Origin of the sequence: Sphingopyxis sp. (assembly GCF_035250425.1) — a bacterium.
GTDB lineage: Bacteria > Pseudomonadota > Alphaproteobacteria > Sphingomonadales > Sphingomonadaceae > Sphingopyxis.
The window spans coordinates 21,456-35,542 of the sequence record NZ_DATFFD010000011.1 but is presented as its reverse complement, the minus strand read 5'-3'; the positions used below and the strand labels follow the sequence as shown (position 1 = coordinate 35,542).

At 60.6% G+C, this 14,087-nt stretch carries 12 protein-coding genes; 2 read left to right on the top strand and 10 right to left on the bottom strand.

The window, feature by feature from the left end:
* Position 1 precedes the first annotated feature (1 nt).
* The gene (locus VJ811_RS00730) at positions 2-1,120 is read right to left on the bottom strand and encodes a phosphotransferase (RefSeq protein ID WP_324070207.1); all 1,119 of its coding nucleotides are present in this window, start codon (positions 1,118-1,120) and stop codon (positions 2-4) included.
* 153 nt (positions 1,121-1,273) lie between these two features.
* On the opposite strand from VJ811_RS00730, the gene VJ811_RS00725 reads away from it, so the two are divergent.
* Entirely contained in the window at positions 1,274-2,530 is a 1,257-nt protein-coding gene (locus tag VJ811_RS00725) for an acyl-CoA dehydrogenase family protein (RefSeq protein ID WP_414711899.1), read from the top strand.
* A 69-nt stretch (positions 2,531-2,599) separates the two neighbouring features.
* Complete coding sequence (locus VJ811_RS00720; protein ID WP_324070203.1) at positions 2,600-3,724, top strand: cupin domain-containing protein; 1,125 nt, start codon at positions 2,600-2,602, stop codon at positions 3,722-3,724.
* A 343-nt stretch (positions 3,725-4,067) separates the two neighbouring features.
* On the opposite strand, the gene VJ811_RS00715 is transcribed toward VJ811_RS00720, so the two are convergent.
* From VJ811_RS00715 to VJ811_RS00675, 9 genes are all read right to left on the bottom strand, one after another.
* Positions 4,068-6,296: a TonB-dependent receptor gene (locus VJ811_RS00715; protein WP_324070202.1), complete on the bottom strand. Its 2,229-nt coding sequence runs from the start codon at positions 6,294-6,296 to the stop codon at positions 4,068-4,070.
* Positions 6,297-6,337: 41 nt separating this feature from the next.
* Positions 6,338-7,153 (bottom strand): alpha/beta hydrolase, encoded by an 816-nt coding sequence (locus VJ811_RS00710; RefSeq protein ID WP_324070201.1) that lies wholly within the window; start codon positions 7,151-7,153, stop codon positions 6,338-6,340.
* A gap of 9 nt (positions 7,154-7,162) precedes the next feature.
* Positions 7,163-7,696 (bottom strand): cupin domain-containing protein, encoded by a 534-nt coding sequence (locus VJ811_RS00705; protein ID WP_324070200.1) that lies wholly within the window; start codon positions 7,694-7,696, stop codon positions 7,163-7,165.
* A complete protein-coding gene (locus VJ811_RS00700) occupies positions 7,696-8,748 on the bottom strand; it encodes an aromatic ring-hydroxylating dioxygenase subunit alpha (RefSeq protein WP_324070199.1) in 1,053 nt (350 codons plus the stop codon). The genes VJ811_RS00705 and VJ811_RS00700 overlap by 1 nt, the downstream gene beginning before the upstream one ends.
* Entirely contained in the window at positions 8,745-9,917 is a 1,173-nt protein-coding gene (locus VJ811_RS00695) for an alcohol dehydrogenase catalytic domain-containing protein (RefSeq protein WP_324070197.1), read from the bottom strand. Before VJ811_RS00695 ends, VJ811_RS00700 begins: the two co-directional genes overlap by 4 nt.
* Positions 9,918-10,025: 108 nt before the next feature.
* Entirely contained in the window at positions 10,026-10,436 is a 411-nt protein-coding gene (locus VJ811_RS00690) for a hypothetical protein (protein WP_324070195.1), read from the bottom strand.
* Positions 10,433-12,178 carry an FAD-dependent monooxygenase gene (locus VJ811_RS00685; protein WP_324070259.1) on the bottom strand — a complete coding sequence of 582 codons (1,746 nt, stop codon included), beginning with the start codon at positions 12,176-12,178 and terminating at the stop codon, positions 10,433-10,435. Before VJ811_RS00685 ends, VJ811_RS00690 begins: the two co-directional genes overlap by 4 nt.
* A gap of 227 nt (positions 12,179-12,405) precedes the next feature.
* Positions 12,406-13,149, bottom strand: coding sequence for a short-chain dehydrogenase/reductase (locus VJ811_RS00680; protein ID WP_324070193.1), 744 nt, complete (start codon positions 13,147-13,149; stop codon positions 12,406-12,408).
* Positions 13,146-14,045, bottom strand: coding sequence for an alpha/beta hydrolase (locus VJ811_RS00675; protein ID WP_324070191.1), 900 nt, complete (start codon positions 14,043-14,045; stop codon positions 13,146-13,148). Before VJ811_RS00675 ends, VJ811_RS00680 begins: the two co-directional genes overlap by 4 nt.
* Positions 14,046-14,087: the final 42 nt, after the last annotated feature.

The window sequence follows — 14,087 nt, the reverse complement described above, 5'->3', positions numbered from 1 at the left end:
GTCATGAACGGCCTCCCGGGGCGGTCGCCCCATGGCCAGCCACGGCGATCGCCCAGCCGAGCTTCGCAAGGGGTTCGGCTTTGGCACCGACGTGAGCGGCATCAGCGCTGCTCGCCTGACCGGTTTCGGCGCGGCGGCGGACGCCCTGGAGGATCGCGGCGATACGAAAAAATGCGAACGCCAGATAAAAGTCCCAGTCGGGCCGGTCGGTCCTGCCCGACAGGTCGAGATAGAGTTGCAGATAATCGGGCCATTCGGGAATGCCCATCGCCACCCGGTCAAGATCCGCGAAACCGCGGAACAAGTCGGCTTCGATCCACCAGGCGATGCTATGGTAGGCGAAGTCCGCCAACGGGTCTCCCAGCGTCGAAAGTTCCCAGTCGAGCAGCGCAGTCACTCGCGGCTCGCTCGGATGGAAGATCATGTTATCGAGCCTCAAATCCCCGTGGAAGATGCGCGCCGCCTGATCCTCAGGCAGGTTGCGGGGCAGCCAGTCGATGAGTTGCTCCATGGCCGGAATCCGCCTTGTTTCGCTGGCGCGATATTGCCGCGTCCAGAGCGCGACCTGCCGGCCCAGAAACCCCTCGGCGCGACCGTAGTCCGCAAGCCCGACCCCGGCGGGATCAACCGAATGGAGGCTTGCGACAGCACGGCACATCGCCTCGAACAATGCACGCCGGGCTTCTGGTTCGACACCCGGCATGCGCTGGTCGTAGAAAAGCCGACCTTCGACCAGTTCCATGACGTAAAAAGGCGCGCCCAGCAGTCTATCGTCCTCGCATAAGGCAAATACGCGCGGGGCCGGAACGACGGTGTCTGCAATCGCCTGGAGGACGCGAAACTCCCTCTCGATCGCATGAGCCCCCGGGAGGAGCACGCCGGGGGGCTTGCGCCGCAGCACGAAAGAACCGCTATCGCCATCGAGACGGAAGGTCGGATTGGATTGCCCAAATCCGAATTTGGCAACGCGTCCCCGTCCCGCAAAACCTTCCACATTAGCGGCAAGCCACTGGCTTGCCTCCTGTGACAGAGCGACGGATGTCGTTTCGGGCCGCTGGCTCGTTTCCGGTGCCGCAGCGTCAAGTTCGCCGTACGCCGGTGTATCGATGCCTTCTGCCATGGCGCCCATTCCTCTTCCCTGATCGGCGACTGTCCCGTCACGCTTGCAGATTGTCATTACAGATTGTAGGACATTTAACAAGACTCGGGGAGAGAAGTTATGAATCGGACTCGCCACGATGCGACGGTGACCGCGACGCTGCTTGAGGATTTCATGGCAGCGCACATCTATCCGCAAGAGCGCCGCTATTATCTCGAGGCCGAGCGTCTCGGCCCTTGGGCCGTTTATCCGGTCGTCGAGGAAACTAAGCAGCTCGCACGTGCCGCGGGCTTGTGGAACCTGTTTTTGCCTGCGAGTGAATGCCCTGACGGACTGTCCAATGCCGACTATGCGCCACTCTGCGAAATCATGGGACGCAGCCTGTTCGCACCCGAGATCTTTAACTGTTCCGCCCCCGATACCGGGAATATGGAAACCATTCTCCGCTACGGCACCGACGCGCAAAAAGCCCGATGGCTTGAGCCATTGCTCCGTGGCGAAATCCGATCCGCTTTCGCTATGACGGAGCCAGACCAAGCTTCATCGGACGCCACCAACATAAGCTGCTCGATCGTGCGCGATGGCGATGACTATGTGATCAACGGGCGGAAATGGTACACTACCAACGCAACCCATCCGCGCTGCGAAATCATGATCGTGATGGGCAAGAACGGCGGAGACGAAACCGACCCGTACAGGCGGCAGTCGATGATCCTCGTGCCGCGTGCGACCACCGGAGTTGAAGTCATCCGCGCCCTTCCCGTCTTCGGCTTTTACGGAGTGCCTGACCGGGCGGCCGAAGTCGTTTTCGATGATGTGCGCGTTCCCGCCAGCAATATGCTACTCGGCGAGGGACGGGGTTTCGAAATTGCCCAAGGCCGCCTTGGCCCTGGCCGTATTCACCACTGTATGCGCCTCATCGGACTGGCAGAGCGCATCCTCGAACGCATGTGCCGCCGGGCCACGATGCGCGAACCGTTCGGTCGCCCTCTGTCCGAACAGACTGTCACGCTCGAGCGAATCGCCGAAGCCCGCATCATGATCGAGCAGTGCCGCCTGCTTACGATGAAGGCGGCGTGCATGATGGATTCCGACGGCAACAAGGCGGCGCGTCGCGAAATCGCAATGATCAAGATCGCCGCCCCGCGCATGGCGCAGCAAGTCATAGACTGGGCCATGCAACTGTTCGGCGGGGGCGGAACGAACAACGATCATTTCCTAACTGCGGCATTCGCAACGGCACGTCTGTTGCGGCTCGCGGACGGGCCAGACGAAGTTCACAGAAACCAGCTCGGGCGCCTCGAAATAGAGCGCCACAACAGCACCGATGCTGCGCGTACGGGAGGCTTTGCCGACGTGCTAAGCCTCGCTGATGCACGCAGCCAGGCGGCGAAGGGGCTATGGCCTCGCCCTGTCAATTTCGGCAGGTGAGCGCCGCGCAATTTACAAAATCACAAGCGAGATATATACTACGTGATTGTAGGACAATGGAGAGATGACATGCCTCAGGCCAATGAAGCCGACAATCTCAGGGTGAATGCCCTCATCACCGAACCGCGACCCCCCATCGAATGGTCGGTCGCTTCGCCGCTGGATCTCGAGCGCCTCCGGAACCGGTGGGCCGAAACCGAAGCCTGCCCGGTCGTCTGTGCCAGCCGTGAAGACGGGATCGACCAGTCATGGCTAGGCTTCGACATCCGTACCTATCTGCGCGGGGAACAGAGCGCGGGCCGGCTCAGCGTTCACAGCATCGTGATCGCTCCTGGCGCAGGACTGCCGCCGCACTATCACGATGATCGGGAGACATTTCTGATTGTCGTCGAGGGTACGCCCGAGATCGGCGTTGGTAGCCTTGTCGAAACCGCCGCCCGCTTCACCCTCGCATACGCCCCTCCCCGCACGCGGTTCAGCATCCGCAATACGTCCGACGCGCCGGTCTGGGTGAACCTCGTCTATCAATCCGCCGGACTCGAGCGCGCCTTCGCGGACGCGCATGAGCTTTGGGCGCACAAAAAAGAAAATGACTTCACGCCGTATCGGGCGGTCCTTTCGCGCTACGGCTTCCGGTTCGACGATGCATTGCTCGAAAACGATAGCTTGACGAATAGCGAAATGCCTCCGGTCGAGTTCGAGTTCAGCGGCGAGGGCGATCTCGAAGCTCTTCGCGAAAAGCTGTTCGAGCGCCGCGCGGTCCCGCGGCTGGTGCACACCCCAGAGAGCGAAGTCGCCCTCGACGGACCCGACCCGGGTTTTCGCAAACGCGTTCTCGGAGGTGACGAAAGCGGCGGTACGGCGATGCTCAATTTCGTATCGCGAATTCCGCCCGCACCGAAGCATTATCAGCCCACCGAGGAGGAGATGTTCTTCATTCTCGATGGCCAGCTCGCGATGACGTGCGGAACGGCCGACGTCATCCTCGAGCGCGGCGCATTGGCTTTTGCCCCGCGCAATTGCACACATGCCTTCGGACCGCCAGCGCCAGACATCGATCACAAGTTCATGACAATGAATACGCCCGGCGGCCACGAACATGCCATGGCGGCCCTGCGCGCCAAAGCGAAGGCAGGATTGACCGATCAGGAATTCCGGGCATTCTCGGCAGCGGGAGGATTTATCATACAATAAGCATTGGTGCGACCGAACTCACGCCGGGCGCATCAACGCCGCTCAAGATCCGTCGAGATCGACTGGAATCGCGGTCGCCCATAGAACGGCAATTCCCCCTCGCTCTTGCCGCCGCGCCGCTGCCAGCGGTTAAAGAACCCTGACGCAGCCTGCGGTCGGCCGGCGCCTGCGCATATTCGCAAGGGTCGCGGTGCCGGCCGCTGATATCGGCGCGACGGGCAAAGCTATTCGAGTTCCGATCACCTTCGCGCCCCCTTAGGCAGCTAAACGGAAAAATCCTGGTGGGGCGACGGCCCCACCAGGTTAGTCCGGCTGAGAGCGTGCCGAAGTCGAAAACGCGGGATTAGAATTCGAAGCCGAGGGTCACTCCGTAGGTACGGGGTTCCTGATAGCTGAGCGACGCATTGCCATTGGCCTGGTGGGTCGCGTATCCGATGACGCGCTTGTTGGTCAGATTGCGCCCGAACAGGCCTATCGATAGGCCATTGTCGAACTTGTATTTCGCTGAGGCGCCAAGCATTGCATATTTCGTCTGCTCAAGAATATTGTCCGGCTCGAAGAAATATCCGCTGTTATAATAGATGTTCGCTGCCAGATCGAGTTTTCCGGAGCCGACCTCCGCCGTGTAGTTGAGAGCGCCGCTGAAATTGAACTTCGCGGCGAACGGCAGTTGATTGCCGGTACAATCGGTGCCGATGGTCGTAAGCGGAACCCCGCCCGCGGGCGTCGCCTGCGGGCAGCCTAGGAACTGCTTGAACTTCGGGTCGATCCAAGTCACGCCGCCCGAGAATGTGAGGCCGTCGGCGAGCGCCGCCGTAAAGTCGGCATCAAGGCCGTAGATGCGTGCAGCGGGTCCGTTGATGATGAACAGCGAGTCGTTGAAGAGGCGCTGCACCTGAACATTCTTGTAGTCATAGTAGAAGCCCGAGATATTGGCGCGGAGCCGGCGATCGAAGAGGTCGCTCTTGATGCCCACTTCATAAGCCGTAAGTTTTTCGGCCAGATAGGGTGCTTCGCCCGGCGCGGTCGAGTTGAAGCCGCCGCTCTTGAAGCCGGTATTGAGCGACGCATAGACCATGACCTCGTCCGAGAAACGATGATCGAGGCTGACACGGTAGGTCAGCTTGTTTTCCTTCGACGTCCTGTCAGGATAGGTAATCGGAATGATAACGCCAGGCACAAACTCGAGCCCTAGGGACGCGTTGCGTTCGGAGCGCTTCTCGCTCGTATAGCGGAGGCCGACGGTGAGGTTGGTGTCTTCGCCGAGAGCATATGTACCTTGACCATAAGCAGCATAGGACTTGGCTCCCACGGTATCGAGATAGTTGAATCGTGCGGCGACGAAGGGAAATCCGGTGAGATCGACGACGAAATCCACATCAGATTTGAGATCGAAGTAGAAGAGCCCGACCGTCCATTTGAAATTCGAGCTGTTATCTGAGCTGAGCTGGAATTCCTGGCTAAGCTGGCGATCCTTTTGCGAATAATCGATGAAGGCCAACGACTGCGGCGTGAAGTCGATATCCTGCAGGAGCGGATATTTGGATTCCCGATAGGCAGAAATGCTGTTCAGCGTCACGCCGCCGAAATCCTGCTCCAGTTGCAGCGAGACGCCGCCACCGCTGACCTTGCGTTGAATCTCGAGATCGCTGTCCGCGCCCCACCCGAGATCGGGAGCGATGCGCCCCGTGTAGCCGGAGACTTTGCCAGGGTACGAGATGCCACCACCGCTGGTGCCCGAACCCTCAAAATAGTCGCCGATCAGCGTTATCGTCGTAGCGCTTCCCGGTGTCCAAAGCCATTTCGAGCGCAGGGCGATATTATGGTCAAGCTTGTCCCAGTCGCGCCCAGTCGTCGGATTGAACCCGAAGCCCTTGCCCTGCGTCTTGCCCGAGAAGGCAATGTCGGCGGCCAGGTTGGGACCGAGACCCGCCGAAACATAGGCATCGCCCTGGAGGATCTGATAGTTCCCGTAGCTCACGGAGAATTTTGCCGTCGGATCAGGGCCGGGAACAGCGGTCTTGATATTGATAAGACCGCCGGTGGCGTTCCGACCGAATAATGTTCCCTGCGGCCCCTTCAGCACCTCGACCGACGCGACGTTGTTGAGCTGCGTCGAAAACGCGAAGGGCGCGGCCTGATATACGCCATCGACATAGAGCCCGACGGGCGACTCGACGCCTGCCCCATAGGCTAGTGAACCGACGCCGCGAATCGTGTTGCCGAGATAGATGCCGTTGGTCGCCACGGTGTTGAGCGACGGCGCGACGAGGTTGAGGTCGAGAACATTCTCGATATTGGCAGCCTCGAGCTGCGAGGACGAAACCGCGGTGACGGCTACCGGAACATCCTGAAGCCGCTCGTCGCGCTTCTGGGCGGTGACAATGATTTCGGCAACCTTGGTGCCATCCTCCTCGCCCGATGCCTGGGCCCATGCCGGCGCCGACATCAATGAAGCTGCAGCAACGCCAACCAGAGACGCAATCCGGATGTTATTCATCTTCCTCTCCCGTGGTTCGATCGCCGCTAACGGGCGATTTTTTCGATTTTCCCAAGCGAAGGCTGTCATCATTCCGGCGAAATTGCAAGACTGAAATGTATGACGATTTTGAGTTAGAAAACTTCGCGGGCGAAAGATCGGAGTCGTTGATTAAAGACCTCAGGATTCTGGAAAAACGCCAGATGCCCGGCGTCGGGAGTGATATCGAGGCGCGCGCCTGGAATTGCGGCTACGTGCGATCGAGACAGGGCTTCGGCGACAACGGGGTCGCTTTCGCCGTGGGTGATCATCGTCGGGACCGTCACCCAGCTCAGCGTGTCGTCATAAGGCAGCATCCAGGAGCGGGCGCCTAAGCGCGCAGTCGGGGGCACCCGCATCGCCATATCGAGAAAATGCTCTTCCGCCGCAAGGTCGAGCGTCGGCGCACCGCATAATTTTAGAAAATAGCGGGTTGCGTCCTCCCTTTCAGGCTTGGAGAGAGACAGAAGATTCCTGAGATCTTGGGTCAGACCGCCACTAGCGTCATGAGCCGTCGTCGCTAGCGTCGCGGCCACCAGGTTCATACCGGCAATGCGCTCGAACCCCTTGCACCAGGCATAGTTAAGCGCGACGCGCGATCCCAGCGACCATCCGACAAGAAGCGCCCTTTCTATATCGAGCTCGTTCAGGACGACTTCCACGTCGTCAGCCCAAAGCGACGCATCCTGATAAGCGCTCGAGGCCTCGGGCTTGCCAGAGTTTCCGTGACCGCGGAGATCGAGAGCAACCAATCGGAACGAACTTCCCAGGCTCGATTCGATCTGTCGCTCAAATGCGTCCGTCGAAAAAAGATAGCCGTGAATGAAAATGATCGGCGGCCGCGAGGGCTCGCCGGTCTCGACAAACGCGATGGACGTGCCATCCGAGCTGGTTGTGGTGCCCTGCCTCAACAGCAAGCCTCAGCCTCGCAAAGCGCCGACGAGGACAACTGCAAGCAGCACCGGCCGGTCGCTTCGATTGTGCCACGCGTGCCGGGTTCCGATCTGGATGATCGTATCGTGCTGGCGAAGCAAGATTTCGGCGCCATCGTCGAGTTCGATGTAGATCTCGCCGTCGAGGACGATGACATAATCGATACTCTCGGTGCGATGCATTCCGGGAGCATCGGCTTCCATCAAGGCCGCCATCTCCGGTTGCAGTCGCAACATTTCCTCCTGCGCCGCGACGGGGTCGAAGTCCGGGTTCATCATCACCGATTGTGGAGCAACCTGCAGATAGAGGAACCTGGTTTCCCCCGGAGCCGGAAGAAAGCTTGTTTCGCCCGGCGGTACGATCGCGTCGTTTGACGAAACCGCCGCTGTCGGGCCCGTCTCCCAGATCGGCGCCGTCATCATGCCGGGCATGGCTTGGAATTTCTGGACGCCAGCCGGCTGTCCGTCCGACAGGAAAACGGCCTTCCCGCCCCGGTGACCCGCCACAACTCTTCTGACCATCAAATCCTCCCGATGTTGACTCGCGATTCATTCTCCGTCTGCGCGTCGAGCTTCTCCGCGAAAATCCTTCGCGCGCGGGTTGCGGCCTCGTCGCTCTTAAGAAGGACCGGGCCCATGGCATCGAAGCCCCCCTCACCGATCCGCCGCTGCTGCGCCTCGATCATCGGCGCGTCTTCCGACCGGAAAGCATGGTCGGCGAGCGCGAATATCCGTTCGCTCACCCCGGCATTATCGAGCAGGTGGTCACGCGCGATCTTGAAGAAATAGTGACAGCTTGTTTCCGTTTCCGGTGTGATCAGATGGGCCTGAACGGTCCTCACCCGCTCCGTTGTTTGACCGGCCGGAAACGCATCGAAAATCAAACTGAGATTGGCCGGCGCCTCCCACCTCACGGTCGAAACACGGTCGACGAAATCTGGTGCCTCATCCCCTCCCATGCTGAGACGAAATGCATTCGAAATCGGTTCGCTCGGACGCCGGTTTACAGCGACGATAGCATCGCCGTCGCGCTCGACGGTCACCTTTACCCGGCGATTGAAACCCGGAGTGGCAAGGTCGGGATGCAGAAACTCGGCGTGGCTGAGATCGAGCAGATTGTCGGACACAAGGAGGAAATGCGATTTTACTGGGATATATCCCTCGACGCAGGTCCATTCGTCCGGTTTTCCAAATTCTTCGAAGCGCGGAAGCGTCGTAAAATCGGGCTTTTCGTCACCGAACCATATCCAGAGTATGCCATCGACCTCGCGGATCGGGTAGGAGCGGACCTTCGCGGCAGCCGGCAATACTCCCGCGCCGAGCGGGTTGTGGGTACATTTGCCGTCGTGCCCGAACCGGAGCCCGTGATAGGGACAGCGAATGGCATCCTCGACGACCTGCCCCTTGCTGAGCGGCGCGAAGCGATGCGGACAGATGTCGGTAAGGGCAACTGGCTCCCCCGAACGCAAGCGGTAGAGCGCGATGGGCTCGCCGAGCAGAGTGCGACCGAGAGGTGCGTCTGCAAGCTCGTTCGCCAAGGCTGCGGCATACCAGCAGTTCTGCAGGAAGTTCATGCCCCCACTCCCGATTGCGGCGTGACGAAATAGTTCGAGAAGCCCCCCGCGCGCCGTTCGACCGCCGCGAGCGCTTCGTTAATGTCATCGAGCGCAAAGCCATGATGATCGAATATCGACAGATCCACGCGACCGGCTTGCGCGAGTTCCATCATTTCGCGCGCCTGTGCGCTCGTGAACCAGTTCGATCCCAATATCGACTGCGAGCTCACCATCACGCGTGGCGTGTCGAAGGACGCACGCTGCAAAATGCCCCCACAATTGACGTGGCGCCCGTATTTCGCGAGGGAATCGATGCCGGCTTCAAAAGCTTCGATGCTCGCCTCGGGCGCAAGCGCGTCCAGGACAACGTCCGCGCCATATCCTCCGGTTCGGGAAAAGACCCATTGGGCGAGTGGAGTGTCCTCATTAGTCGAGAAAACCTCGATCCGGTCCGGTGCTATCGCTTTAACGCGTGCGAGGAGATCGGGATCGCGGCCGGCGCCGAGAATGCGGGTTGCCCCCATGGCAAGACCGAATAGGACCCCGCCTATACCGAGCGTTCCGGAGACGCCGTTGATGAGGAGGGTGTCGAAAGGCGTGAAATGCGCGCGCTGAAGCGCCGCATAGGCCGTTCCAAGATACCCCCACCGCGCGGCGAGGGAGAAATCGATGCCGTCCGCCAGCCTCACCAAGCTGTAACCCGGCGCCGTCATATATTCTGCGTAACCGCCGTAGGGGTAGTCGCGAAACATCTGGGCGGATTTCGGCGCGAGACCGAAGTAGCCGTTCAACGTGTAGGAATCACAGGCGAACGGGTGGTCCCTCCGGCAATGATGACACGTGCCGCAGTATCTGGCGGGATTGACATAGACGCGGTCCCCGATTTCGAAACCGTGAACCAGATCGCCTTTCTTGACGACGATTCCGCCGACATCTAGGCCGAAAATGGCAGGCTTGGGTGGCTGGACCGCGATAAAATCGTCGCTGTAATTCAGCACATTCAGCACATTGGGAACCACGCCGCAGGCATGAATTTCGACGAGGACGTCGTTAGGCCGCGGGGACGGCCGTTCGACCGAGTCGATGCGCAGCGGCTGAAGCCTGTCGTGAAGGCGTGCGGCACGCATCGCGGGTACACGCGTTTTGGAATCGCGAAAGTCGCGTCTTTCTGGTTCAATCTGGCTCATCGCCTCTCTCCCGTTGCGAGGCCGCGCCAGTCCCGGTTGTACGCCGCCCGAACTCTGGCAAGCGCAACCGATGTCGTGCGGGCGGCGGCCCCGATGAACTAACTCAGGTCATGCTTCAGCTTTCCAGGCTCGCGCCGCCTCGATCGCCGCATCGGGGCTTGGCGCCGCGATCGCGCGGCGCCGAAGATCGACCTGGCGAGCGGTCTCCGCGGGATCGCCCCCACGCCCGTTCATCATGCTTTCATAGCCCTCGACGTCGCGTGCGAATGCGGATGCCATCCCGCTCGAAGATGTGACCTCGATATGCTCGAGTTCACCGAACGAACCGAATACCCGGTCGACAAATGTCTTGGCTTCCTCGTCGCCCTCCCAGATCAGGACAGCGGTGTGCGGCTTCACATCCTTCAGCGTAATCCATTCGCGGACCACTATGCTGGCCGGTGCCGACCCTTGCCACAAGCAGGCGAGCCATTCATGCGCGCGATCCAGATCAATGCGAAACGTCGTGTGGAAAATCATGCTACTTCCCTTCGGTCGTGTTCCTGGAGAGACAATATTGCGTCAAATGCCGCGCGCAGCGCCGCGTCCGGCTCGTCGGGCATGTGATCGGTTCGCCAAGCAATATAGCCGTCGGGGCGGACGAGCAGCGCTCCGTCGTCGGCTATCCCGCGAAGTCGCGTCCAGTCGCCATAGACATCATCATACTCGCAGCGATATCCGATCTGACGAACGGCAAGGTCAATCCCTAGCTGAGCAGCGAGGCGGTCAGCCGCCGCCGTCCATTGGCTGCCCCCGACGCCGATCAGCAAGGTAAAGCGGCCCTTGCCCACGAGGTCGACACTGGATGTACGCGCGCGATCATGTTCAAGCCAGACATGCGGGACGAAGGCGCCCGGGCGCGTGCTCGGCGCGTAGAAGAGTTCAGGATCCTTTTCGGACCGCACGGGCGGAGTTCCGTCGTCGATGACTGCACTCGATTGATACTGCTGACCCAGTTCGACGCCGAGCGCGTTTGAGCGATAATCCTGTTTCTTGACGGCCGCAGCGAGAGCCGTGCGACGTTCCAATGCCCCCGGGCGGTCTCCGAAGATGTCGTCGATCGACGGGCATTCGTCCGCGTCTTCGGCTGAACCGAGCGCGACTGCGACGCTGTCCTGATTATAGAGGCTCTGGATCGCGCGATTGACGATGGACTTTCCGACCGGCATGCGCTCATCATGATAGGTGTTCAGCAGGCCCTCGCCTGCCTTGCCTTCCAACACGAGCGCGAGCTTCCAGACCAGATTATAGGCGTCCTGCACTGATGTATTGGTGCCTAGACCTCCCGAGGGCGGATGGCGATGCGCGGCATCGCCAGCGAGGATCACGCGCCCCTTGATGTAGGAGGTCGCATAGAGATGGTTGACCTGCCATCCCGATATGTTCTTGACCCGGACGTCGATCGAAGGGTCGCCGACCGCGTTGCGCACCCGGTTGAGCAGTTCCTCCTCCGGGATATCGGCGGTTCCGGGCGATGAAAAAATCCAGTCTTTCCACGGCGACACGTTGATGAAGGCGCCATAGTTCACCCAGCCTCGCTCCTGAGGCTTGAGAATGCTGTAGATGACCGCGGGGCGATGGGCAGTGTAGCGCTCGAGGTCGATGTCCATCCAGACATTCACCATATCGCGAAGGCCCGATTCCCCTTCGAATTCGAACCCGCACTGCGCAGCCACGAGCGAACGGCCACCATCAGCGCCAATCAAATATTTAGCGCGAACCAGATATTCCTCGTTCGCATTGATGTCGAGAATCCGGGCCTCGACGCGCTCGCCGGCATCCTCGACCGCAAGCAGGCGCTCCGAAAATCTGACGTCTGCCCCGCGCTTGCGGGCGGCGGCAAGCAGCACCGGCTCCATCATGTGCTGCGCGCAGTTCAGCGGAACCGTCGGGCTCGCCTGAGCATAGTCGGTAAGACGGTCCGAGCCGCTCCCATAACTCATGTAGCGTGCGAGTTCGGTGCCGACCAAGGACTCGCTCATGACATTGTTGCACAGAAAAGAGAGCTTCTCCGAAACGGCCGCGATATCCGGTTCGATGCCGATATCGCGAAACATCTCCATTGTCCGAATGTTGGTGATGTGCGCGCGCGGCGTGTGGGCGGTTCCGGGATACTGATTAAGCGTGATCGCGCCAACGCCGAAATCGGCAAGCAGGATGGCCGCGGTGAGGCCGGTCGGCCCCGCACCCACAACGAGCACGTCGACTTCTTCTATTCGCACCAACCCCTCCCCCTCCACAAATTGCTATTTATGTATGATGACATTGTAGGACAGTTTTTATCAAAGACAATCCGGTGAAGCAAGGCCTTGCGATGCCCGGTCAATGAACGATGGCCTCGCAAAAACCGGGCGGTCGCGAAGACATCCTGCAAATCCGGCGACACGACGCGCATGCGCGGAGCAACCCAACTGTCCCTATCGAGCGGGCGTGTCATCATCAGGGCCACCTAAGACGCCGCGCGAGCCGAAATTCCACCGTCGACCATCAGCACGGTTCCTGTCGTATATCCCGAGATCGGCGACGCGAGAAAAACGGCGGCGGCGGCGATTTCTTCGGGCGACGCGGCCCGTCCGAACGGTCGCGCCGCGCTGCTCTCGACGGCGCCGAGAAGTTGCTGCAGCCGCTCGGTGGCGACCGGTCCAGGACTGACGCCCACGACCCGGACACCGTGACGATGACTGTCGCTGCCGAGCGACATTGTGAAGGCAGTAAGCGCGGCATTGCCCGTCACCCCGCAGATATAGGAGGGGTCCCGGATCTGGGCGGCCGCACCGATGATGTTCACAACGACGCCCTGCCCGCGCTTCGCCATCGCGTCGAATAACGCTCGCGTCAAATTGATATAGCCGAACACCTTCAGGTCCCAAGCTTCGCGCCACGCCGCTTCGGAAATATCGCCAAGCCGTCCGCCGGGAATGGCGCCAGCATTGTTGACGAGGATATCGACATGCGCCCATTTCGCGGCGACATCGGTGATCGCCTCCGACCGCGAGAGGTCAGCAGCCTCGGCATGGCACCGCGAGCCTGTATCTGCAGCAATCGACGCAGCGATCGCTTCCAGCTGGTCACTGTTTCGGCCCACGATGACCGTCTCGCATCCCTCCTCAGCGAGCTTGCGCGCGATGGCCGCACCGATGCCTTTCGACCCGCCGGTTACGAGCGCCAGCTTGCCTTCCAACTGGAGATTCACGCCCTGTGCTCCGCACGATCACCCATGAAAACCGACTGCCCCGGGTTTGCGCGATTGTCGCGCACCCGCCAGGCGCCGCGCTCCACCGCGGACAGGAATTCGCCTATCCGCCGATTATATTCGTCAGGTTCCTCGATATTCATTCCATGCCCGGTTTGCGGGTGCATCCAGAGTCCAGCACGCGGCAGCGTTCGCTTGAGATAGATGCTCGCTTCTATAACCGGGTCATCCTCGTCGCCGACCGCGAGCAGCACCGGTACGTCGACGGCTTTCAGCCGCTCCTCATAATCATAGAGGCTCGGCCGGAGCGCCTGGTAGTTTTTCAGCGTCAACGCGGAGCCAAGGGCTGAATGCTCGCCCATATAGCGGCGGAACTCTTCCCATCCACGCGGATCCTTGTTGAGAAGCTGGATGCGCGTCGCGCCCATCGCGAGGCCGTGGGCGCCCGCCTCCATTCCCTCGGCCAGCATGCGGTCGGCGCCTTCGAACGTGTCCTGCCTGAACTTCTCGCGCGAGGCGCCGGGAGCGCCCGAGCCGCCGCTGGAGAAGACCAGCGATCGCACGCGATGCGGATATTCGAGCACCACCTGAAGACCGGTATAGGCCCCCATACTCAGTCCGACGAGGTGCGCCTTTTCGATGTCCAGATGGTCCATCAGGCGGATGACGTCGTCGCGGTGACTTACATAGGTATATGCGCCGGGATCCTCGGGCACCGCCGAAGGTGGGTAGCCGCGGGCGTTGTATGTGATGCAACGATAATCGCGCGAGAAGCGACGGACCTGAGCTTCCCACGTCCGATAATCGGCGGCGAATTCATGAATCCAGATGATCGGATCGCCCGCGCCGGTTTCCTCGAAATACAGATCGACGCCATCGCTCTTGAAATTAGGCATCTCTTTCCCCGTGACCAAGCGGTTAACCCGCCGTTTCATCAA